This window comes from Gemmatimonadota bacterium (assembly GCA_009838845.1).
Classification (GTDB): domain Bacteria; phylum Latescibacterota; class UBA2968; order UBA2968; family UBA2968; genus VXRD01.
Genome location: VXRD01000043.1, coordinates 1 through 22,509 on the forward strand (window position 1 = coordinate 1; position 22,509 = coordinate 22,509).

Annotated in this window: 19 protein-coding genes; 11 read left to right on the forward strand and 8 right to left on the reverse strand. The window is 53.5% G+C overall.

Annotated elements, in window-relative coordinates; genetic code table 11:
• Positions 1–249: 249 nt before the first annotated feature.
• A complete protein-coding gene (gene rfbA / locus F4Y39_06080; protein ID MYC13278.1) occupies positions 250–1,116 on the reverse strand; it encodes a glucose-1-phosphate thymidylyltransferase RfbA in 867 nt (288 codons plus the stop codon).
• 116 nt (positions 1,117–1,232) lie between these two features.
• Here rfbA and F4Y39_06085 point away from each other — a divergent pair, with 116 nt between their 5' ends.
• From F4Y39_06085 to F4Y39_06105, 5 genes are all read left to right on the forward strand, one after another.
• Complete coding sequence (locus tag F4Y39_06085; GenBank protein ID MYC13279.1) at positions 1,233–1,922, forward strand: sulfurtransferase; 690 nt, start codon at positions 1,233–1,235, stop codon at positions 1,920–1,922.
• 167 nt (positions 1,923–2,089) lie between these two features.
• A complete protein-coding gene (locus tag F4Y39_06090; GenBank protein ID MYC13280.1) occupies positions 2,090–3,547 on the forward strand; it encodes a sulfatase-like hydrolase/transferase in 1,458 nt (485 codons plus the stop codon).
• Positions 3,548–3,567: 20 nt separating this feature from the next.
• Positions 3,568–5,913: a penicillin acylase family protein gene (locus F4Y39_06095; GenBank protein ID MYC13281.1), complete on the forward strand. Its 2,346-nt coding sequence runs from the start codon at positions 3,568–3,570 to the stop codon at positions 5,911–5,913.
• A 110-nt stretch (positions 5,914–6,023) separates the two neighbouring features.
• Positions 6,024–7,112: a hypothetical protein gene (locus F4Y39_06100; protein ID MYC13282.1), complete on the forward strand. Its 1,089-nt coding sequence runs from the start codon at positions 6,024–6,026 to the stop codon at positions 7,110–7,112.
• A 92-nt stretch (positions 7,113–7,204) separates the two neighbouring features.
• Positions 7,205–7,492 carry a hypothetical protein gene (locus F4Y39_06105; GenBank protein MYC13283.1) on the forward strand — a complete coding sequence of 96 codons (288 nt, stop codon included), beginning with the start codon at positions 7,205–7,207 and terminating at the stop codon, positions 7,490–7,492.
• A 53-nt stretch (positions 7,493–7,545) separates the two neighbouring features.
• Here the strand turns inward: F4Y39_06105 and F4Y39_06110 are convergent, their stop codons facing one another.
• The 7 genes from F4Y39_06110 to F4Y39_06140 all read right to left on the reverse strand — a co-directional run bounded on the left by F4Y39_06110 (position 7,546) and on the right by F4Y39_06140 (position 14,289).
• On the reverse strand, positions 7,546–7,968 hold the full coding sequence (locus F4Y39_06110; protein MYC13284.1) for an arsenate reductase ArsC: 423 nt from the start codon (positions 7,966–7,968) through the stop codon (positions 7,546–7,548).
• 67 nt (positions 7,969–8,035) lie between these two features.
• Positions 8,036–8,758, reverse strand: coding sequence for an MIP family channel protein (locus tag F4Y39_06115; protein MYC13285.1), 723 nt, complete (start codon positions 8,756–8,758; stop codon positions 8,036–8,038).
• Entirely contained in the window at positions 8,746–10,341 is a 1,596-nt protein-coding gene (locus F4Y39_06120) for a tetratricopeptide repeat protein (GenBank protein ID MYC13286.1), read from the reverse strand. Before F4Y39_06120 ends, F4Y39_06115 begins: the two co-directional genes overlap by 13 nt.
• Before the next feature lies 1 nt (position 10,342).
• Entirely contained in the window at positions 10,343–12,130 is a 1,788-nt protein-coding gene (locus tag F4Y39_06125; protein ID MYC13287.1) for a redoxin domain-containing protein, read from the reverse strand.
• Between the two features lie 5 nt (positions 12,131–12,135).
• A complete protein-coding gene (locus F4Y39_06130; protein MYC13288.1) occupies positions 12,136–12,825 on the reverse strand; it encodes a hypothetical protein in 690 nt (229 codons plus the stop codon).
• A gap of 153 nt (positions 12,826–12,978) precedes the next feature.
• Positions 12,979–13,974, reverse strand: coding sequence for a choice-of-anchor D domain-containing protein (locus F4Y39_06135; GenBank protein ID MYC13289.1), 996 nt, complete (start codon positions 13,972–13,974; stop codon positions 12,979–12,981).
• A gap of 126 nt (positions 13,975–14,100) precedes the next feature.
• Positions 14,101–14,289, reverse strand: a complete 189-nt coding sequence (locus F4Y39_06140) for a hypothetical protein (protein MYC13290.1) — start codon at positions 14,287–14,289, stop codon at positions 14,101–14,103.
• 77 nt (positions 14,290–14,366) lie between these two features.
• Here F4Y39_06140 and F4Y39_06145 point away from each other — a divergent pair, with 77 nt between their 5' ends.
• The 6 genes from F4Y39_06145 (at position 14,367) to F4Y39_06170 (ending at position 22,505) form a co-directional block, all read left to right on the forward strand.
• Positions 14,367–15,590 carry a tetratricopeptide repeat protein gene (locus F4Y39_06145; protein ID MYC13291.1) on the forward strand — a complete coding sequence of 408 codons (1,224 nt, stop codon included), beginning with the start codon at positions 14,367–14,369 and terminating at the stop codon, positions 15,588–15,590.
• A complete protein-coding gene (locus F4Y39_06150) occupies positions 15,587–16,597 on the forward strand; it encodes a hypothetical protein (protein MYC13292.1) in 1,011 nt (336 codons plus the stop codon). The genes F4Y39_06145 and F4Y39_06150 overlap by 4 nt, the downstream gene beginning before the upstream one ends.
• Positions 16,597–17,454, forward strand: a complete 858-nt coding sequence (locus tag F4Y39_06155; protein ID MYC13293.1) for a formylglycine-generating enzyme family protein — start codon at positions 16,597–16,599, stop codon at positions 17,452–17,454. The genes F4Y39_06150 and F4Y39_06155 overlap by 1 nt, the downstream gene beginning before the upstream one ends.
• A 92-nt stretch (positions 17,455–17,546) precedes the next feature.
• Positions 17,547–20,312 carry an ammonia-forming cytochrome c nitrite reductase subunit c552 gene (locus F4Y39_06160; GenBank protein ID MYC13294.1) on the forward strand — a complete coding sequence of 922 codons (2,766 nt, stop codon included), beginning with the start codon at positions 17,547–17,549 and terminating at the stop codon, positions 20,310–20,312.
• Positions 20,309–21,508, forward strand: a complete 1,200-nt coding sequence (locus F4Y39_06165; GenBank protein MYC13295.1) for a hypothetical protein — start codon at positions 20,309–20,311, stop codon at positions 21,506–21,508. The genes F4Y39_06160 and F4Y39_06165 overlap by 4 nt, the downstream gene beginning before the upstream one ends.
• A 223-nt stretch (positions 21,509–21,731) precedes the next feature.
• Positions 21,732–22,505 carry an outer membrane beta-barrel protein gene (locus F4Y39_06170; GenBank protein MYC13296.1) on the forward strand — a complete coding sequence of 258 codons (774 nt, stop codon included), beginning with the start codon at positions 21,732–21,734 and terminating at the stop codon, positions 22,503–22,505.
• Positions 22,506–22,509: the final 4 nt, after the last annotated feature.

Sequence of the window (22,509 nt, forward strand, 5' to 3'; positions counted from 1 at the left end):
GATGCATCCGATATTATGAAAACCGCGAATCTACGAATCAGCGAATCTACGAATCTACGAATCTACGAATCTACGAATCAGCGAATCTACGAATCTACAAATCAATGAAATAGGTAATGTACATGAAAGCCGTCATTGCGGCATGGTGTTAGCCGCAATCCAGAGGTTTTGGTGGTTGGGCGGGATTCGTCTATTCGTCTATTCGTCTATTCGCGCTTTTCTCGTCTATTCGTCTATTCGTCTATTCGTCTATTCGTTCAGGACCGATAAGAGGAATTGGCCGTAGCTGTTTTGGGCCATGGTTTGTGCGAGTTGTTCGAGTTGTGCGGCGTCGATGTATCCCCGGCGATAGGCGATTTCTTCGATGCACGCAATTTTGAGGCCCTGGCGTTCCTGTATTGCCTGGACAAATCCCGATGCCTGGTGAAGCGATTCAAATGTGCCAGTGTCGAGCCAGCAATACCCGCGGCCGAGGAGTTCGACTTCGAGTTGCTGGCGTTTGAGATATTCTTCGTTTACATCGGTGATTTCGTATTCTCCACGCGCCGAAGGTGTGAGGTTGCGGGCGATGTCAACGACCTGGTTGTCGTAAAAGTAGAGGCCGGGCACGGCGTAGCGCGATTTGGGGTGTTCGGGTTTTTCTTCTATGCCGATGACGCGGCCTTCGTCATCAAATTCGATGACGCCATATCGCTCGGGGTCGGTTACTGCATATCCAAAGATGAGTCCGCCTTCGGTGAGTTGTCCGGCTCGATCTAATATTGCGCCGAGGCCATGGCCGTAGAAGATGTTGTCGCCAAAGATTAAGCAAACAGGGTCGGTGTCTATAAAATCGCTTCCGATTACAAATGACTGGGCAACGCCTTCGGGGCGCGGTTGTTCGGCGTATGTGATGTTGAGGCCGAGATAGGAGCCGTTATTGAATAAACGCCTGTAGAGGGGCAGGTCGTGGGGGGTGGAGATGATCAATATATCCCGGATGCCAGCCAGCATGAGGACGGAGAGGGGATAGTAGATCATGGGTTTGTCGTAAACGGGCTGGAGTTGTTTGCTGACCACGCGCGTGATGGGATAGAGGCGGGTGCCAGCCCCACCTGCAAGTAAGATGCCTTTCATATAGTGTCTCCTGAGGTTTAGGCGTTAAATATGGATGCTGGTATGGGATATTGTCAAGTGATAGAACACATGAGTTGGTTTTTGGTTCGGGTTTTGGAAATTGCAAGGAGGTGAAAATGAGCGATAAAGGGTATGCGAATCCCGAGTTGTTGATTTCGCCGCGGGATTTGTATGAGAGGGCTGCCGATGTCTGTATTGTGGATACGCGGCCGACGCATGCATATCACGCTGGGCATATTCCGGGTGCGCTTCATCTGGATCTTTATTCAATCAGTTTGAACGATACCCGCGAACAGGCTTTTGATGCGTTTATGTGGATGCTCGGTTATTTGTTCAGTAACCGGGGTATTGGTACGGATAAGACGGTGGTCTGGTATGAGGATGATTCCGGGGTGCGCGCGTCGCGCGGTTTTTGGATTTGTGAATATCTGGGGCATCCCGATGTGCGCGTGCTGGATGGGGGATGCAATGCCTGGACGGCTATGGGCTATGAATTGACGACGGATTGTGAGGAGGCCGAGCCCGCGGAGTTTGTGATAACCTCGGTGCCGGGGCGCCACATGGGGGCCGATGTTTTAAATGGTCTTTTGGGGCGCGAGGATGTTGTGCCTCTGGATACGCGCGGTGACGATGAGTATTTTGGGCGCAATGTGCGGGCTGCGCGCGGGGGGGCTATTCCAGGTGCTGTGCATGTTGAGTATGTGAATAACCTGGATGAGACGGGGGCGTTTAAGCCAGCGGATGAATTGCGGGCGATGTACGAGGCTGTGGGTATTTCGCCCGATAAAGAAATTGTGCCTTACTGACAGGGCGGGTACCGCTCTTCCCAAACGTACCTGGCACTGAGGTTGCTGGGTTATGAAAAGGTCCGAAATTATATCGGGTCGTGGAAAGAGTGGGGTGACCGGCTGGATTTGCCGGTCGAAGTGCCTGAAGAGAAGGAATAGGTTCTTTTGAGTTAGGAGATCATATCTTGGATTATAACAGTCGTCCCAATGTTCTCATTTTGATGAGCGATCAACACCGCGCGGATTGGATGACGTGTGCCGGGAATAATACGGTGCCTACGCCGATGATAGATCGCGTGGCTGCGCGTGGGGTGCGGTTTGAGAATGCCTATTGTCCCTATCCGGTGTGTACGGCTTCGCGTATGTCGCTGTTGACGGGTTTGTACGCTCATAATACGGGGGCTATTAATAATAGCGATAGGTTGGATTGGCGCTATCGCACGGTGGCGCACCATTTTGCCGATCACGGATATTTGACGAGTTTGATCGGTAAGATGCATTTTAACGATGCACATAATCACGGGTTTGCGTCGTATTTGTCGATTAACGATTGGTTGATGTATTTGGGTCCGAAGGTGGGGCATTATGCGAATGAGATTGCCAATCACGCGATAGGCGAGGGGTTTTTCAATTCGGTTTTTGATACGGGTAGTGGGTTTCCCGATGTGTCGTTGCTGTGGGATGGCGCAAGTCCATGGGCGGGCAATGTGGCGCGGTGGGATTTTTCGAGTACGGCTTCGCCGCTCGATGCAGAAGATCATCTGGATATGTTTGTGGCGCGCGAGTCTGTGAAGTTTATGCGCGAATATCGCGATCAGCCGTTTTTTTTGATGGCGAGTTTTATGAAGCCCCATCCACCTTTTTATCCGCCTCGCGAATGGGCAGAGCAGTTTTCGCCGGAATCGGTAGATCTGGTGGAGGTGGGGGATAGTTCGCAATATCCGAGGCATATACAACAGCGTATTGATAGGACGCAGGGTATGGGTGAAAAGCGTCTTCGGGCGCATAAGGCGGGGTATATGGGCAATCTATCTTTTGTCGATTATTGTATCGGGCGCGTGCTGGATGGGCTGGAGGAGTTGGGGCTGGTGGAAGATACGATAGTGGTCTATACTTCGGATCACGGTGAGATGGGCGGTGAGCATGGGTTGTATCAGAAGTTTTGTATGTTTGAACCTGCGGTGAAGGTGCCTTTGATTGTGAGTTGTCCGTCTCGTTTTCCAGAGGGTCGAGTGGCTTCTGCGCTGACCGAATATTTTGGTCTGTATCCCACGCTTTCAGAGTTGTGTGGGTTGTCGGCACCAGACCGGACGACGCTGATGGATTTTGAAGGTGCTCGCGAGACAATGGATGCGGAGAGTTTTGCCAGTGTTGTGCGCGATCCCAATACCCAGGGTCCCGATGCCGCGTTTTCCGAGCATGGGTTGCGTTCTCATATGCCCCAATATATGGTGCGGGACGAACGGTTTAAGTACGTTTATAATGATGGGGGTTCGCGGCATGAATTATACGATTTGGAAAATGATCCGGGCGAGTGTATCAATTTGATCGATAATCGAGATTTTGCTGGTATTTGTGCAGATTTACAGGAGCGGTTGTTCGCGTGGTACGATCCAGATTCCAACCCTTATTGTGAACGGTGAGATGAGGTATTGGAGGGGCTATGGCAGACCGAAAAACTATTTTGATGCAGGCGATGCGCTGGGATATAACTGTTGATGAGGCAGCGGAGCAATTGGGTATTTCGCGCCGGTCGTTTCGGGATTTTCAACGGCGGTTTTTGCGCCAGAAATTGCCCAGGACGGAGGAGAGGGTAAAAGCACCAGTGGATCAGCAGGTGACGGTGTTGCGCGACCGGTGGGGCGTGGCGCATATCGAGGCGGCTTCGATGGCGGATTGTTTTACTGCGCTGGGATATGCTATGGCGCAGGATCGGCTGTGGCAGATGGATTATATGCGGCGGTTGGCACACGGGCAATTGTCGGAGATTTTGGGAGCGGATTATCTGGCGCAGGATCGCTTGCATCGGACGATTGGTTTGGCGCGCGCGGCACAGGGGGCGGCTTCGGCAATGTCGGATGAGGTGAAGATGGTGTTGCAGTCGCTGGGCGGCGGTATCAATGCGTGGATGGAAGCGATGGGTGATCGGCGTTGTGTTGAGTTCGATTTGCTGGATTACGATCCCGCGCCGTGGACGGTGGTGGATTCGATTGCGATATGGAAATGGCGGTGGTGGATGCTGACGGGGCGGCTGAGTGCGGTTGCGGTGAATGAGGCGGCCAAACGCTATTTGCCTCCCGATTTGTTCGATTTGTTTTTGACTACAGAGGCTTCAGAAGAGACCATTGTTCCGTCTGATGAACCGGCCGGTGTGGGGGGATACGATACGGGGATTGGCAGCAATAATTGGGTGATTGGGGGCGAGCGGACGGCGAATGGCAAACCCGTGCTGGCAACGGATCCGCACAATGATGTGAGTTTGTGCCGGCAGTGGTATCAGGCACAGGTGCGCGCGCCGGGTATGGATGCTGTGGGCGCGTTTTTTTTGGGGACGCCGGGTATTTATCTGGGGCATACGCGCGATACGGCGTGGGGCGTGACCAATCACTCGGCTTCGGTGCGCGATTTATACGTTGAAGATGTGTCGGCGGAGGATGAGAGTTTATATCGAGATGGCGATGCATGGCGTCCGTTTGAGGTGGAGGAGCAGGCGATTCCCGTGCGCGATGCCGCAGCGGATGTGCTGGTGATTCGCCGATCCCGTCGCGGTCCGGTTGTCAATGAGTTTGTGCCTGCTGCAGGTGATGGGGAGCAACCCGTGCTGTCTATGCGCTGGATAGGGTCTGAGGCGACAACGGGGTTTGAGGCGATGCTGGGGCTGATGCGGTCAAAAAATGTCGCACAGGTTCTGGATGCGCTCGCACAATGGCCGATGCCTATTTTGAATTTTGTGTTTGCCGATTCCGATGGGAGGCTTGGATATCACGTGGTGGGGCATGTGCCAACGCGCAGGGTGGGAGATTTTGGGTTCCGCCTGGCAAATGATCCGGATTGCGAATGGGGCGCGCCGTATGCTTTTGACGCGTTACCGCATCTGGTGGATCCCGAGCGCAATTGGGTGGCTACGGCAAATAATCCACCGTGGGGCGGTCGAGGTCCTTATCTGTCGCTGGGTTCGTGGTCGGACGGGTACCGCTTTCGGCGGATTAGGGCGCGTATTGAGGAATTGGAGACGCATACGCAGGAGAGTACAGGTGCTATTCATGCCGATGTCGTACACGGGCGGGGGGAAGATCTGGCGCCGATAGTTGCAGAGATTGCATTGAGAGCGGGAAATAAGCGCTTGCGCGATCTGGGCGAGTTATTGCGCGAATGGGATGGCGCGTATGCGGTGGATTCGGTTGCGGCGACGGTGTTTACGACATTTTGGGAGCACTGGGTGCGGCGGGTGGTGCGGGTTCGGTTTCCCGAGCATGTGGTTCAACTGGTGGTGGGGCGAGGTGGCAGTGTGGCGCGGCACGTGTTGACGGGCCAGGCGTTGGATTGGACGCCGGATGATTGGGATCTGGATCGGGAGGTGCATGCGGCATTGGGCGATGCGCTGGATTGGTTGCGCCGCCGCGTGGGTCCGCGAAAGTCGCAGTGGCGCTGGGGAAGGTTGCACACCGTGACTTTTCGGCATCCGCTGAGTGATGGTGGGGCATTGTCAGAGATGTTTGATGTGGGGCCTTTTGAGTCGTCGGGGAGTACGGGTACTGTGCGCGCGACGGGGTATAATTTTGGCAAGCTGTTTGAGGTTGGTTCGCTTTCGACCTATCGGATGGTGGTGGATATGAGCAATCCGGCGCAGAGTATGGCGACGGCGGCAGGTGGACAGTCGGGACATCCGGTCAGCCCGAATTATCGCACGCAGTCCGAGTTGTGGGCCGCCGATGAGTACCATCCCCTGCTGATGGATTGGGAAGATATAGTGGGAAATTTACAGAGCAGATTGGAACTGAATCCGTAGTCTGGCACGGTTTTTGCAAAAGAGATATTGTGCCAGATTTTGGTCGTTTTTTGGTCATTTTTTTCAATAGCAGGATCATTTTTTTCATTATTGTGGAGGAGTTTTGACACATGAAATTGACGCTTTCAATTCCGCGTTCTCGTCCGGCGCATCTGGCGAGTTTTTCCGCTCTAGAGGGATGTGAAGCGCCGTTGTTGCAGTTGAAAGGGAGGGGTGAGGTGCTGATTGCCGAGCGCGATCCGTCTGCGCCCGTTTATCACGTGAATCTGCCCGCGCTGGTCGGGGGCGAGGAAGCGAGTTTTGAGGTGTTGGCATTGGATAGTGCAGATGCGGCTGCGGGGATTTCGTCGCAGGATGCCGATGGCGAGCTACGTGTTTCTCTGTCGGGTTCGCCATTTATGACGTTTCACCACACGACGGATTATCCCAAGCCGGTTATCAATCCGATTTTGACGCCGAATGGGACCAATATGTTGCGCGAGCCAATGGCGGCATGGGGGGAGGGGGAACATCCCTGGCAGCGGGGGTTGACCCTGATGCAGGGTGCGATTAATGGGGTGGATTGCTGGAACGAGCGGCCCAACCAACCGGGATATGGGCGCACGGCACAGGATGATATTTCTATTTCGCACAATGCATTGTCCCTGGTGATCGCTTCGGAAAATACGTGGTATGAAGGCGACCGCGCGCTGATGAGCGATAGTCGTTGGTATCGGTTGTACGATTCGGGACGTGATGCCGCGGTTCTGGATATTGCGCTGATGCTCAAGGCTTCTCACGGTGCGGTGACGATTGGGGATACGAAGGAGGGTGGGTTTTTGTGTATTCGCGTGAATCCGTCGATGAATGCCAATGCCGATGGGGAGATGCGCAATGCCTATGGCGCAACGGATGAGACGGGGTGCTGGTCGCTGCCTTCACACTGGATGGATTACTACGGTCCTGTGGGTGATGAGGTGGCTGGGTTTGCCATTTTTGATCATCCGCAGAATTTCCGATATCCAACCACATGGCATGTGCGCGGTTATGGGTTGTTCGCGCCCAATTGCTGGATGTTCAAGCCCGATCACCTTATGCCCGAAGGTGGGGCTATGACGTTTCGCTGGCGCGTGATTGTTCACACAGGGGATACGGCGCAAGCCGATATTGCGAATCGCTTTTTGGATTATGTGGATGGGCCGCGCGTGGTATGGGCGTAGCGGAGTAGCAAAAAAACGCCTTTGGATCAAGAGGTATTTATGCTATATTTTCGGACAGTTACACACCACCAACGGTGAAAGGGAATTGGAATATGGCTGTCACAGACCGATCACAAGATACGGATAGGCACATTGGGCGGCTTGAAGGCATCGTAGAGCAAATGGTTAAAGACCAGGCCGAGTATAGACAAGACATGCGTGCCGTATCAGATCGCATCATAGATCAAATGGTTAAAGACCAGGCTGAGTATAGACAAGATATGCGTGCCATATCAACTCGTATAGATAATACGACAAACCGTATAGATAAATTATTATATTGGCAATTGGGTCTCTTGTCTGTGATTATCGGCGGTATAATCGGTATCTATTTTAAATGATGATATAGAATCCTCCGACACAGAAATTTTAATTTATTTTTTTAAGCCTCGGGTTATCCCGGGGCTTTTTTTATCTGGAGGAAATTTGCGATTTTGTCGCGTATTTCGTCGCGCACTTTGCGGAATACGCGTATTCGTTCTTCTTCTGTACCTTTGGCATCGGCGGGGTCTTCAAAGGGCCAGTGTCGCGTGTTTTTGGCTCCTGGGAAGATCGGACAATTTTCTTTGGCGTTGTCGCAAACGGTGATGACGAGGTCAAAATTTCGATTGAGATATTGATCGATGCTGTCGGATGTGTGGTGGGATATGTCGATGCCGATTTCACGCATGGCGCGAATGGCGAGGGGGTTGACTTTTGTGGGGCTGACGCCTGCGCTATGGGCGTCGTAAGTGCCATTGTTCAGATGGCTAAATAGCCCTTGCGCCATTTGGCTGCGGCAGGAGTTGCCCGTGCAGAGGATGAGTACGCGGTTCATGGAATTAAAAATTAAAAATTGAGAATTACAAGCAATCAGATGCCGCTTGGCTGACTACTGATCGCTTTTAACAACAACCTTTGGCATCGGTGCCAGGTTCGGAATGGCAGCGGATGAATTCGTAAAAAAACGCGCCTGCGGTTGCGCCGAGAATGGGACCGAGTACGTAAGCGGGAAAATGGGTCCAATTACCAGCGGCCAGAGCGGGTCCAAGGCTGCGCGCTGGGTTCATGGAGGCGCCACATAGCGGACCGGCAAACATGGCTTCAAACCAGATGGTGCCGCCAATGGCAAGGCCGGCGGCTTGACCTGTGGCGCGGTAGTCTGTGGCAACGGCCATGATGACGAGCATTAAGAAGAAGGTGAGTAAGAATTCCCAGATAAAAGCTGTGGCAAAAAGGTTGTCCATCGGTTGTGTAACACCCAGGTTGAGGGTCTGCTGTGGATGTTTTGCTTTTAAGATGGGTGTGAGGGACCACAGGTGAATGCCACTGGCGGCGATGGCTCCGAGGCATTGCGCTGCGATGTAGGGCAGGATTTCGCGTTTGGGAAAGTGGCGGGTGAAGGCAAAGGCAGTGGTGACGGCGGGGTTGAAGTGCGCGCCGGAGATGTGCCCGGTGGCGTAAACCATTGTCATGACGATGAGGCCAAAGGACGTTGCTATGCCCACGTGGGTGATGGCGCCTTCGGATAGCTGGTTGATGGCAATGGCTCCGCATCCGCCAAAGACGATGGCAAATGCGCCGATGAATTCGGCACTACATTTTTTGAGGAGGTTCATGGTGTCCATTTCTGGATGTCGGTGAGGATTTTTTCGGCATCGGGGTGCTCGGGTTGCAAGCGCAGCGCGGTTTGCAATTGCTGGATGGCGAGGTCAAAGCGCTGGTGCTCGGCATGGAGATAGCCCAGGCGTATGTGTGACGGTACGTGGACAGGGCTGATGGCGATTGCGCGCATATATCCGTCTATTGCGCGTTCATGTTCTCCTTTTTGGCGGGCGATCTCGGCCATTTGAAAATGCGGTCGGTGGTCGTCTGAGGTGCGTTCGGCGTATTTCTGAAAGGCTTCATAGGCGCTGTCTGTCTGCGCGGTTGCGAGATAGCTCAGGCCCAGGTGATAGCGCGGAATGACGTAATTGGGTTCGACTTCGATGGCTTTTGAAAAGGCTTTGATCGCCGCGTCATAGCGTTCGATCAGGTGGAATATGGTGCCGAGGCGAAAATGGACGCGGGTGAATTGGGTGTTGTGCGCCGCGGCTTTTTGGAGGTGGTCAACGGCTTTTTCTTGGTCCCCTTTGCGGTGTGCGATCATGCCGAGTTTGAAATGTGCATCGGCGAGTGTGGAATCGCGTTGCAGGGCTTGATGGTAGTATTTTGTGGCTTCGTCAATGCGGTCGAGTTCGTTATAAGCATTGGCCAATTCATAACAGGCTATGGGATCATCGGGATTGGCCTGAATGGCCTGGCGAAGTTGGGCGGTGATTGTTTCAAAGGTTTGGGCGTATTGATTGAAGAACATGCCGGATAAAGCTGCCTGAATATCGGGATTTATGGGCGACTGCTGGAGGGCCTGTTCGAGTTCGCTCATGGCTTCTTCTGTGCGGTTCTGACTTTTGAGGCTCAGGGCAAGGCGATAGCGCGCAGTAACGTGTTCAAAGTCGATTTTGAGGGCGTTGCGATAGGCATTTTCCGCTTCTGTTATTTTGTCGCGTGTTTCGTAGATGCGCCCGAGATAATAGTGGGGCATCGCGCTTTTGGAATCGCGTTGGATGGCACGTTTTAGACCGCTTTCAGCTTGTGTGAGCAGATCGTCGTCAATAGGAGATTGTCGCAGTGCCCGATACAGTGCCATCATGCTTTCAGTTGCCATGCGGAGTGCTTCTGCATTGTGAAACATGGGCATTTGCAGACGGGTTTTTTCATGGGGTGTCAGGGTCACGTTCAACTGATTTGGAATGGCGTAGAGCACGGGCAAGATGGCGTCGAGCGGTGCGGAGACGGATGCCTGTCCCGTAAAGGTTTCGATGACTTCGCCCGTGGTTGTATGAATCAAATCGGTTTCGATTTGGATGCGCGATCCCACAATGTGATAACGCCCGCTTAAAATCAGGTGGATGTCCAATTTTTTTGCGAGATCAGAGGAGCTTACCGGCGTGTCTCCGAGTTTGTGGCGCAGATATTCTTCGTCAACGGCATGTATTTTCGGTACATGGTAATAGGCATTGACATATCCTTCGATAATGGCTGCGGAGAGCCAATTCCACTGCGGGTCGCCCAGTGTGTTTTCATGTGGCAATACGGCGATGTTCCATTGGGCGTGGACAGGCGCGTGGATCAGGGTGATGAGCATGCTGAGTTTGAGGAGTTTTTTCATGTCACTTCTTATCCGTTGTTAAGTTTTCATCATCGTGCGTGACATAGAGAAATGCAGTACACATTTCATCGGTTGATTTTTCGCCCCATCGCACCAGCCTGGGTGGATTGTTGGGGTTTCGGGGGTTGTCGGCAGAGTTGTCGTAAAAGGCTTCGAGCGCGATGCGGGTGCCGCGCGGGAGTGCGACGGGTGTTTTGTACACGTAGGTTTCTTGCCAGTTAAAGTCCCAGGGTTTGACCCATATCAGGGGTTTTTGGGTGCCGTTGGGATAGGTTGCAGTTATTTTCATTTCCGTGCCGAGCAAGTGCATGTGAGGCAAGATGCCGATCAGGTGCTGGTCGCGAGTGATGGTGATTGCGCCGGTTACTCTGTGTTGTTTGATGCTGGGTGGAATGAAGAGCAAGCGGCTGTTGATGACTTCTTCGCGGAGCTGTTTTTGTACGGGTTTTTGGGCAAAGTAGATGCCCAATCGAGAATGATCTTTTACGGCGCGGCCAATTTTGTGATAGTGGATCTGGAGGATGATGTCGCTGTTGGGCGGTAAATCGCGACCTATGCCATCTGGAAGAACAAAGGGGGTGTTGCCGGGTGCCCAGCCGCCCAGGGATTCGTAGATGGGTACGCCAATGCCGCCAAAGCAAGGGTAGCCCGGCGCGGACGCGTTTTCCTGTTGCAGGCGTGCTTTGCCAGAGATGTCGATGTACACGCTGACGTGGTGGACAACTTCGCGCTCTCCGGGCAGGACTTCAATGGCCGATACGTAGTTGCCCGTGTCCTGTTTTGTGGGCAAGACAAAGCAGCGGTATTCGTCGCGGCCCACAGCTTCGAGTGGATAGGGTGCTTTGGGTTCGAGGATCAGGTCGGGCGTGCCCAGGGTCCAGCTTTTGGAAAATGCAACGGGTTCGGGCTGGTCGGCGGGATTGCCCTCTGGCATGCCGCTGTTGACCCATTGCGCGAAGGTGAGGATTTCGGCGTCTGTGAGTCTGCGGGAATTTTTGAAGTCGCCGTATTCGGGGCGCGCTTTCCAGGGTGGCATGATGCGGGCTTCGATGGAGTCGCGCATCTGATAGGCCCAGGCGAGTACTTCTGTGTAGTCGAAAAAGGGTACGCGACCAATGCCGCCGGGGCGATGACAGTTCTGGCAGCGATTTTGGAGCAGGGGCAGGATGTCGCGATAAAATGTTGGGGTGGAGGTGTTCGCGACAGTTGTTTGCCGGGGCGTGCGTCTGATTTCACAGCCAAAACTGGGGAGGCTGGTGTTGGCGATTTTGCGGTTGGCGAGTAGTGCATCGAGGGCGTCCCACAATCCGCGCGAGGTCGTGTCTTCGGGGATGCCCCAGCCGTTGTCGATTTCGCCCTTGTAACGCAGGCGGCGCTGGGCGTCAAATAGAAAGGCGTGGGGGGTGTGTGTTGCGCCGAGGTGGTCGGCGAGTTTGTTGTGGGGGTCGCGCAGGATGGTGAAGGGTACGGGGTTTTGGGCGTAGTGTTCTTTGATGTCTTTGTCGGTTTCGTTAAAATTGGCATTTACAGATATCAGGTGTACGCCTTTGGGGGCATACTGATCGTGTATTTGTGTTCGATGTATGTCGTATTTTAGCGAGGCAGGGCAGACGACGGAACCGAAGATGATGACGAGTGCGCGGTCCTGGGATAAATCACTGAGGGTAACGGGCGAGCCGTTGAGGTCGGCAAGGGTAAAGTCATTGAGGGTGTCGCCGATTTGGAGGGGAGCGGCCCAGGGGCAAATCGGGAAGGCGAGAAAGAGTGCGATGACGAGAGGGCGTTTCATTGTGATCAAATGTTGCGTTTTCGCAGGTAGTCGATGAGAAAAATGAGTGTGATTAGCCCAAAAAATCCGGCGATTGATAGGGCGATGTAGTGGCTTTCGTTCGGGAGTCGCCAGTATTGTATTATAACAAATATAAGGGCGGGGACAAAGAAGATGAGCGTGCCCAACAATGCATATATCGATTGTGTGGCGGGTTCGGGCTGAGGAGAATCGTGGATTGTGGGCTTTGTGGTCGGAGGGGCCGTTTCGGGAGGTTTGACGCGGGCGAGCATTTTTATGACGCTTTTGCGATAGCTGTTGTCAGCAGCGGCATATACGCTCCAAAAGGCGGAGATCTCTTCGGCACCCGTGCGGGTAAATTTCTTTTCGAGTGCGCGTTTGCGCTCAAGAGAAAGTTCGGCGGGTGCTTTTTTTTTGTGTTTTCGAAGGTCGTCAAGAATATGTGTGAGGCTGGCGTCGTACCCGTGAATCCAGGGATAGGTGACGTGTTGGAGCAATTTTTCATCGGGGTTTGTGTCGCCAAATTCTTGGAGATATGCGTCGATGAGTTTTTTCCGCCCGATTTTAGTCCCTGCACCGGGAAAGTGTTTTGCCCGCAGTTTGCTGTCGCGTTGAAAGGGCAAATAGAGATGGTTGTGATCCGCTATTTCGAGGATGCGTTTGAATGCGTTGGTGAGCGTTTGACGGTGGGACATGGATTAACACAGATGGACATAGTTGTGAATTAAAGAAGTAGTGCAGGATGAAAAGAAGGGGTCTGGGAACTGGGGGTCTGAGACGGGGGCTCATCCTGTTCACCCTTTCATCACTGGATAGAATCACTCCAGTGCAGGCTCTGCACATCCTGATCATCCGTTGACAGCTTTTCCAAAGCTTGCGACAAATATGAGAAAGTCGGGAAAGTCAACAGTGCCGGACCCGTCGAGATCAAAGGTTGCATTGGCCGTGCCAAAGGCTTCTGAGAATAGGAGGAAGTCATAAAAGTCAACGGTAAGCGAACCATTGAAGTCGGTGCGTGGATCAGCGGGGATGAAGATGGCCGAACCGGTGATGGTCAGGCTGATTGAGGCTTTTTCCGGGTCGTTTGAGATTATGTCGATGGTGCCGGTAATTGGACCTGGAGCTGGCGGATTGAAAGTCACGGTGATGTCTTGAGATTGACCGGGTGGTACTGTTAATTGGGTTTCTGAAAGCGCAATGCCCGCGATGTCGGATTGGATGTCTGTGATGTTGAGTGGGCCTGTACCAGTATTTGTGATGGTAAATGTTGTTGTGACGCCTCTGCCCATTTCGATTTCACCCAAACTCAAATTTTCCTGAACCAGTGAAATGATCGGGAGCGGGGACGCTTCGATGGTGAGGTCGAGAACGGGTATTTCCAGGGTGCCAACACTTTGTTCGCCGTGTTGGAAGGTGATTTTACCCGAAAATGTGCCAGCCTGTGTTGGTGTCAGGGTGATTTGTACGGTTTTGCTTTCGCCGGGGGCTATGGTCAGTGTGGATGGCTCTATTGTAATGCCTTCGGGAGCCGTGTATCCGGTGATTTCGAGGGGACCTGCGCCGGTGTTTTCGATTTTAAATTCTACGGTTTTGGACTGCCCCACTTCAAGGGTTCTGCCAAAGTAGATCTCTGATGGGAAGAGGGAAATAACAGGCGTTTTATTGAGTAGTGCATCGACTTGCGCGTTGATCAGGTCATGAGAGCCTGAGGCGATTGCTGTGGCTCTAAGGCGCAAGATGCCGCCCTGATCAATGACGAGGATATCTTCGTTGCGGGTGCCGAGAGTTCTGGAGACGCCAGAGGCATTTGTGAGCATGGGCGTCGTTACTCTGGATTGTGTCACATAGGATTGCGCCTGTGCGCGGTTGCCGTCATATCTGTCGAGTGTGAGGATCTGTAAGCCGGTTTTGTCTTTGTTGCGTTGGTGAATATTTGTTTCAAAGGCGGGACCCGCCCCTATGCAAGTCCCTCAGTTGTAGCCGACAAAAAAGAGGACGGAGACGGTATTAGTCGAATGACTGATGCCGTAAAACCTGCCGTCGAGGGCCTGGAGCTGAAATTCGCCTACTTTTTCGCCAATATTGGGCTGGGCAAAAGCTGTTGTGCATAAGCCCAAAAATAGGGCGATAGAGAAAATACGCATTTGCAAATGTTTCATGGTGTTCCTCCATAAGGTGAGAGGGCAGATTGCTGAGTGCTGACCGCTGATTGCTAATATACTAAATCGCGTGCAAAATGTCACGGGGTTTGCGCTTGATTTTGGGGTTTGGTTTATCTAAATTGTGTTTACGTTTCAGGTGTTTTGTGGTTCCCATTTTTTCTTCTATGTCTCTATCTATAAATGACTTTGAATCTGTGGTTCAGCGCGCTATCGCGCACCGCGATGGCGGCGATCTGGAAGCGGCTGTTGCGGGTTTTGATGCGGCGATTGCGGCGTGTGATAGCGATGCCGTTGTGTTTGTGCATCGCGGGATTGCTTATGGGCAATTGGGGCGATTTGATGCGGCGATTGCAGATTTTGACCGCGCAATCGCTCTGGCACCAGACGATCCCTGGGTGTGGAGCAATCGCGCGATTGCCTGCGGGTTGATGGGGCAGTTTGATGCGGCGATAGATAGTTTCGGAAAGGCTGTTGCGCTCGATCCGGAAAATACGCAGGCTCTTGCGAGTCGGGGAGAGACCCTGCGCGAGATGGGGCGGTTTGAAGAGGCTTTGGGAGATCTCAATCGGGTTTTGGCGTTGGATGCGGATTATTTTGGCGCGCTGATCAGCCGCGGGCATGTGTTGATGCAGTTGGGGCGGTTCGATGCGGCTGCGGTCGATTTTGATCGGGCGATTGCAGTGGGCAATGGGCATCCGGATGCGTTTGCCGGGCGGGCGGAGATCTACCGTCAGGATGGTGAGGCTGAGGCCGCGGTGGAGATGTTTGGACAGGCTTTGAAGGCGATGCCCGATCATCTGGGCGCGTTGATCGGGCGGGGTGAGGTGCTGCGAGAGGTCGATCAATTGGGGGATGCGCTTTTGGATTTTGACCGCGCACTCGTCGTCGCACCTGACGACCCGGATTTGTTGGCCGCGCGGGGTGATATGTTGCGGCAATTGGGGAGAAGTGCCGAAGCAATACGCGATTTTACACGGGCGCTGGAGATTTTTCCCGACCATCTTTGGGCGCTTATGGGGCGAGGCGTTGCATTGCGGATGGAAAATGATCCCGAGGCGTCGCTGGTCGATTTTGATCGGGCGGTGATGCTGGAGAATAGGGATGCGTGGATTTGGGCAAATCGCGGGGAGTCTCGACGAATGCTGGGGCAGTATGAGTCAGCGGTTTCGGATTTTACGCGGGCGTTGGATATCGATCCCGAAAATGGATGGGCATTAGAACTCCGCGCGGAGACGTTTCGGCAAATGGGACGATTTGCCGAGGCGGTTGAAGATTTGAATCGGGCACGGGCACAATGAGCGAGTCGCATCATATCGTTATTGCCGATCGCACGGTTCCGTTTGAAGAGACCATTGCGCGGTTTGGGGAGGCGCTGTCCAAAAAGTGTCGGTTTCAAACGCGCGCGCGGCGGTTTTACGATACGGTGTGGATCGCCGATTGTTATACGGATTACGTGCAGTCGGCACTGTTTCGCAAATACGAAGGGCCTCTGATGGAGGGTATCGCGCTTCGCACGATGGGCAAGGGGCTTTCCAAACAGCAAGTGCTGGCCGGGGCGATGGCAGAGGCGGTCGAGCGCATTTCGTTTTTTGATGCGCTGGCGAGCGGGAGGGAGACTCCCATTTATGAGTTGACTTCCGATGTAGAGCTTGTGCCGTCCAATATGAAGGTGTCGGATGTGCCGCATTTGAATGATTCGGCAAATGGGGTCTCGGCGGGCAATACTGTGCTGGAGTGCGTGTTTCACGGTTTGCTGGAGATGCACGAGCACCTGGATGTGGGGAGGCATTTTTACTGGCCCGGGTTGGAACACCGGCAATTTATCGATCCGAATTTGACGGGTTTTTCCCCTCGCGTTACAGAGAAGATGCTGGCTGTGGCTGTGCCGGGTGAAAATGAGAAGGTGACGACGGTTCACGCGGTGGTGTGTCCCAAAGATTTAGGACCTCTGGTGCGTACATGCACGCATTTGGATGGGCGCATGGCGTTGCAGCGGGCGTTTAATGAGACTGTTCAGAGTCACAAAACGCGGTTTGTATCTGATTTGCAGTCTTTTGATACTGAGATAGCGCTTTGGGATTTGCCCAATCATTTTACGGATGATTTGATAACCGATATTCAGGTTGTGTTGAGCGGTATGAAATCTTCGGTTTATGTGCAAGATTGGACAGATCCAGAGATGCAAATTCCAGTGTTGCGGCCATTTAGTTTAAAGACAGCAGAACACGAGCGGGATCACGCCATGATCGAGACATATGTGCATCGCATTATGGTGGATTCAGGCAATTATATTGTTTGGACGTGATGGAGTGCGTCATGATACCAAAAACGGTTTATCGATTCGGCGTTTTGGGTATTGCATTGGCCATGGCTTGTAGCAAGGCGGTCGATCCAGAATATGTGATTGAAGAATCTGTTGTGACCACGCCTGCGGGTACGGAGCATGTGCAGGTTTTTGTTCCGGCCAGCACCTTTACGATGGGGTCGAGCGATGGGCCTTCGAATGAGCGCCCGCCGCACGAGGTGATGCTCGACGCTTTTTATATCGATAAATACGAGGTGACCAACGCGCAGTATTTGGCTTATGTTGAGGCTACGGGAAGTGAAGAGCCGCAGTACTTTCGAATAGAGGGGTTTGATCGACCCGATCAGCCAGCGGTGGGGGTTTTGTGGTCTCAAGCGCGGGATTATTGCCTGTGGGCGGGTTTGCAATTGCCGAGCGAGGCGCAGTGGGAATTGACCGCTGCGGGTATAGATGGGCGCATGTTTCCCTGGGGAGATGAGCCTGCGAGTGAATCGCTGTGCAATTTTAATTTCAGTTCGGGTCCCATGCCCGTGGGCAGCTATCCGAATGGTGCAAGTCCTTATGGCGCGATGGATATGGCGGGCAATGTGTGGGAGTGGACGCTGGATGAATACCAGCATACGTATTACGCAAATAGCCCCAGGCACAATCCGGTTAATTTAGAAAATTCAGGTATGGAAGATGGGCCAGATCGCACGTTGCGCGGTGGGAGTTGGTTTTCACCACAACCCAGTATCCGCGTGTTTGTGCGGAGTACGGTTTTGATTATGGAAGAGCAAGCTCTGGCGCGCGACGATTTTGATACTTATGAAATATTTGCCCATATTGGGTTTCGGTGTGCGCGAGGAGAGCCTTAAGTGCGATACTGCTATTGTCATCGCATTGGTGGCCGTTGCTCTTGTGGGGGTGACGGTTTACATTTTTTATTGGCGCATCAACAGGACTTGTTATGCGGTTTGGGATATTTCACATTTTATGGGTGATTCTGGTGTTTGCGTCGTGCAGCCGGGAACGCGAGGTGCCCAATTTGGTGCGCGTTTCTGAGCCGGGGTTTACGGGGCTGGAACGGTGCGCTGCCTGCCATACCGACAAGTATGCCGAGTGGCGGCAGAGTTTGCACAGCGTCGCTATGACTGTGCCGAGTGATTCGACGATTGTGGGCGATTTTGGCAATGTGTCCCATGTGTATGGCGGTGTGCGGTCGCGCATGTTTCGCAGGGGTGGAGCGTATTATATGCAGACTGAGGGGGAGGATGGGCGCGCTGGGACATATCGCGTGGATTACGCGATTGGCAAGCGGCAGCATCAGGCTTATTTGACGGCTTTTCCCAATGGGCGGTGGCAGGTGTTGCCGCTGTATCACGATGGCGCGACAAATGATTGGGTCGATGCACAAGAAGGAGGGGTGGTGGCTCAGTCGCGGCCCCTTGCGGGAGAAGATTATTATTATTGGACGAATGCTGGACGCACGTGGAATTTTCACTGTTTTGATTGCCATGCCAGCCGGGTGCAAAAGCATTACGATGTGCCTACTCAGACTTATCGCACGACTGTGGGCAGTCTGAGTATTGATTGCGAGGCGTGCCATGGGCCGTCAGGCAAACACGATGAGACGCGCGGACAGGTCGATGCCCCGCTGCATTTGCTGTTATTGCGGTCGCTGGATAAGGAACGGTCTGTTGAGGTGTGTGCACAGTGTCATGCCGCCAAGGAAATTGTGGCGACCGGGTATTTGCCGGGTGAGAATTTTTACGATTATTTTTCTCTTGTGTTGCCAGATGACGAGGCGATTTTTTATCCCGATGGACAGCCCCGGGTTTATTTGTATCCCGCGGCATTGCATTTGATGAGTGCGTGTTATATTCAGGGTGAATTGACGTGTACGACGTGCCACGACGCGCACGGAACAGCGCGCGATGTCGATCTGTTGGCGGACCGAAGTGGCGTGGAGTTGTGCGAAACGTGTCATGGTGATGTCGCAGCCGATCCGGTCGCGCATGGGCATCACCGCGCGGGCAGTGTGGGCAATCAATGCGTGCAGTGTCACATGCCATATCACTATGTGACGGGAGAAAATTTGACGGATCACCGCATTGCATCCCCTGCGCCGGAAAATACGGTGGTCAATGGGGTGCCCAATGCGTGCAATCAGTGTCACGAAGATAAGTCCGCTCAATGGGCTTCTGCCTGGGCAAAGCAGTGGTATGGCGATTATCAGGACAAAATTGTGGCGCGTACAACGGCGATTGCGAATGGGCAAAAGGGCGGTGGTGTGGCGCCGTTGATGAAGCTGGTAAACGATGGGCGTGAGAGTGCGGTTTGGCGCGCGACGGCTGCGTCTTTGCTGGGGGGGGTGGAGGATGCGCGTGCGGTGCCGGCACTGGTTGAGGCGATGGGTGATTCGCATGCGATGGTGCGGATGAAGGCGGCGATTTCGCTGGGGCGTTTGGGCGATGTGCGCGGTTTGCCAGCGCTTTTGGATGCGTTGTCCGATTCGGCGCGTATTGTGCGGGTGCAAGTACCGTTCGCGCTGATGGATATTGGCTATTTGCCGGATGGTTCCGCTGTGGGCGATGCGTTCCGCCGGGCACTTGAGGAGCATCGCGATGTGGTGTATGGCGTGCAGGGCGACGATCCGGGCTTTCACGAGGGTTTGGGGCAGGTCTATGAAGCGCAGGGGCTTTTTGAAGATGCGAGGCGGGAGTTTGAGATTGTTGCAAAGTTAGACCCCCGGCATCCGGAGACCGCGGCAGATCTGGCGCGATTGGCGCAAAAACAGAAGCGTTTTGAGCAGATGAGGGCGTTGCTCAGGGAGAAGAGCGATTTGACTTCTCGATTGCGCGCAGGTGCATTGCTGTTGCACCACGGACGCTATGCAGATGCTGCGGTTGCTTTTGATGATGTGCGCGATGGTTCGCCCGTTTTGCATACTGCTGTGGGTAATGCGCTGTGGGGTAGTGGGGATCGCGCAGATGCTATCGAAGCCTATCGCCGCGCGCTTGCAATTGCGTCGGGATACAAACCGGCGATTCGACAACTCGCGTTATTGGCGTTTTCGGCTGGCGATGGCGAGGTGCGCGATGATTATGAGTGGGACGAGATGCCGATAGGCGATTGGGTGGAAAGGGGGACGGCACATGCGCTGTCGGGCGATTGGGCGTTGGCGCGCGCGGCATACCACAGGGCGCTGGAAATGGAGGATGCGGGTACGGGTTTATTTGGTTTGGGCAGGCAGGCGCGAGATGTGGGGATCGCAAAATCGGATTCGGTTTTTGCCGCCGGGCACCGCGTCTATGTGCAGGGTGCGCTCGCAGATGCGTTGCCGCATTTTGAAGTTGCGGTGAAATACCATGCCAACCGCGCTGATGTGTATGCGATGCAGGGGCTTATTCGGGCTGATTTGGGCGAGTTAGAGGTTGCGGAATCTCTTTTGCTGGATGCGTTGATTGTCGATCCTTTTTATGTGCCCGCGCTTACGGTGTTGGGTACGGTTTTACAGGAGCGCGGCGATATAGGAGGTGCGCTGTCTGTTTATCGACAAGCGTGGGTGCTGGAGCCAGAAGCGCAGGGGTTGGAGTTATTTATGGGGCAGGCTTATGCCATAAGCGGGCAGCGAGATAGTGCGGTTGTGATTTTGCGGCGCGTGATTGCGCGAGAGCCGGGCAATGTGCAGGTGCGCGATTTGTTGCGCGAATTGGAAGGGCGTGAATTGTGAAGCGCTGGATGAAAATTGTTGGCATTGGCGTGCTGGTATTGGGTTGCGCCTTTGGTGTGTTTTATGTGTTGCAGCCGGAAGAGGCGGTTCGGTTTGTTGCACATCCGGGTTTTTTGTGGCGCATCCAGAGTGACCAGTCGTGCGAGGGGTGCCATCGGAATATCGATCCGGGTATGGATAAACAGTGGCGCGAGAGTGCCCATTTTCGAGCCAATGTGGGGTGTGCGGATTGCCACGGTGAGAACCACGAGACGGTTTTCGCGGTTCGGGGGCAGGTGTCGGCGGGGATGTGTGGCAAATGTCACGCAGAAGAGGTCGAGGCATTTGCAGAGAGCGGGCATGCCGATGCGGAATTGGCTGCGTTGTCAGATGCACGTTTTTTGGCACAGTCTCGCGCGATGCAAGAAGAGGGGTGTATGGGGTGCCACAGCATTGGCGCGCGGTTTGCCGATGGCAGCGTGGGAGGGTGCAACACCTGTCATCCGAGTCATGAATTTAGCGCGGCGCTTGCGCGAGAGCCAGAGGCATGTGCCGTTTGTCACGGCGGTCCGGACCATCCGGTGATGGAGGCGTATAAGACGAGTATTCACGGGGTTTTGTATTATGCGGATAGAGATGCCGAGAAGTCGCCGAGTTGCGTGACGTGCCACATGCCCAATGGCGATCACGGGCATGTGGCAAATATCGGGTTGGGCGCAGTGTTTACGGGCGCAGTGCTCGAGGAGGATTTTTTGCCGCATCTGGCGATGAAGCGTTTGACAAAAGAGGAGTTTGAAGCGAATCGGAATGCGATGCTGCAAGTGTGCGCGCCGTGTCATTCCAATCGGTTTTCTCGAGAGAGTCTGGAGCGCGCAGATGCGATTAAGCGCGAGGCCGACGCGCTGGTTGCAGAGTCTTATGCGGTGATTAAGGCATTGTACGATGAAGGAGCGCTGGATCCCATGCCCGAAGACCGTCCGGCCAATCCGGTGGTTGGACACGTTTTTGAACTGGGCGGGCAGCAGTTGTACGAAAATACATCGGAGATTGAGCAGGCGTTTTTCAGGTTGTTCAAGTTTTATCACGCGACTACATTTAAGGCGGCGTATCACCATTCGCCAGATTATACGCATTGGGAGGGTATCGTGCGGATGAAGATGGAGATGGATAAGATCCGCACGGAGGCAAGGCGATTGCGGTTAGAGGGCAAAAAATGAGTTGCATATCATATATTTTTTTTTTACATTAAGTTGAATTTTTGGAAACATTTTTGAAACAAATTTTCAATCTATTATGTCTTGATGGCTATTTTTGTGTTGTATGTTTCAGATTTGATAACAAACAAAAGGAGGTGATGAATAGAGATAGATTTTTTTTGCGTTGCATAGTTAAAGTTGTTAAGTCGTTCATTTTTCGCAGTTTGCGAAAGGAGGTAGCACTTTGAGATGGTATAAAGTTTTAGGTTTTGTCGTTGCATGTGTTTTGGCTTCGGCAAGCATGTCTTCGGCTCAGGTTGCCGGTAAGTGGGGCCTGGGCGGATTCGTCAGCTATACCAATCCCCTGTTCACCTTTGGTGAACGGTTTGGGAGTGGTGTGGATAAATGGGGGCTTACAGCCAGTCGCGTTAGTAGCTCTCGCCTGACCGTTGAAGCCGAGTTTCACCACACTCAGATGGATGGTGGCGCTCTGGAAACCGGTGAGTTTACCTGGTCCCCCAAGGCTCTGACAGCCAAGCAATATAGCAGCAAAGATATCAACCCGAATAGTTCGCACACGAATCGCTTTAATAGTGTGCTATTGTCCGGGTTGTGGTTTTTTAATGCGGACCGTTCAATGGATGAGGGGAGTTTTTCGCCTTATATCGTTGCGGGTGGCGGTGTGTACGATCACAAGACCATAGCAGAAAATATCGTTTGGCCCGGTCAGAGTCCGACCGATGCCAGCGGTGTAGATGCGACGAATGTGGATGCCCAGGGCGATATTTTGCCCCAGGTGGTGATGGACCGCCAGGAAGATACGCGCACGGCCGTGACCGCGGTGTTGGGGTTGGGGCTGGAAGCGCATGTGACGCAGACGATCGCGCTGGATGTGCGTGCGCGGTATCATTTTATTCTCGGCGAACTCCGCCCTCGAGATGCGTGGGGCCTGGACAAGGCATTTCCGCTTCAGATGTTTGATCTGAGTGCCGGGTTCAAATTCTATTTCTGGGATTAAAGGA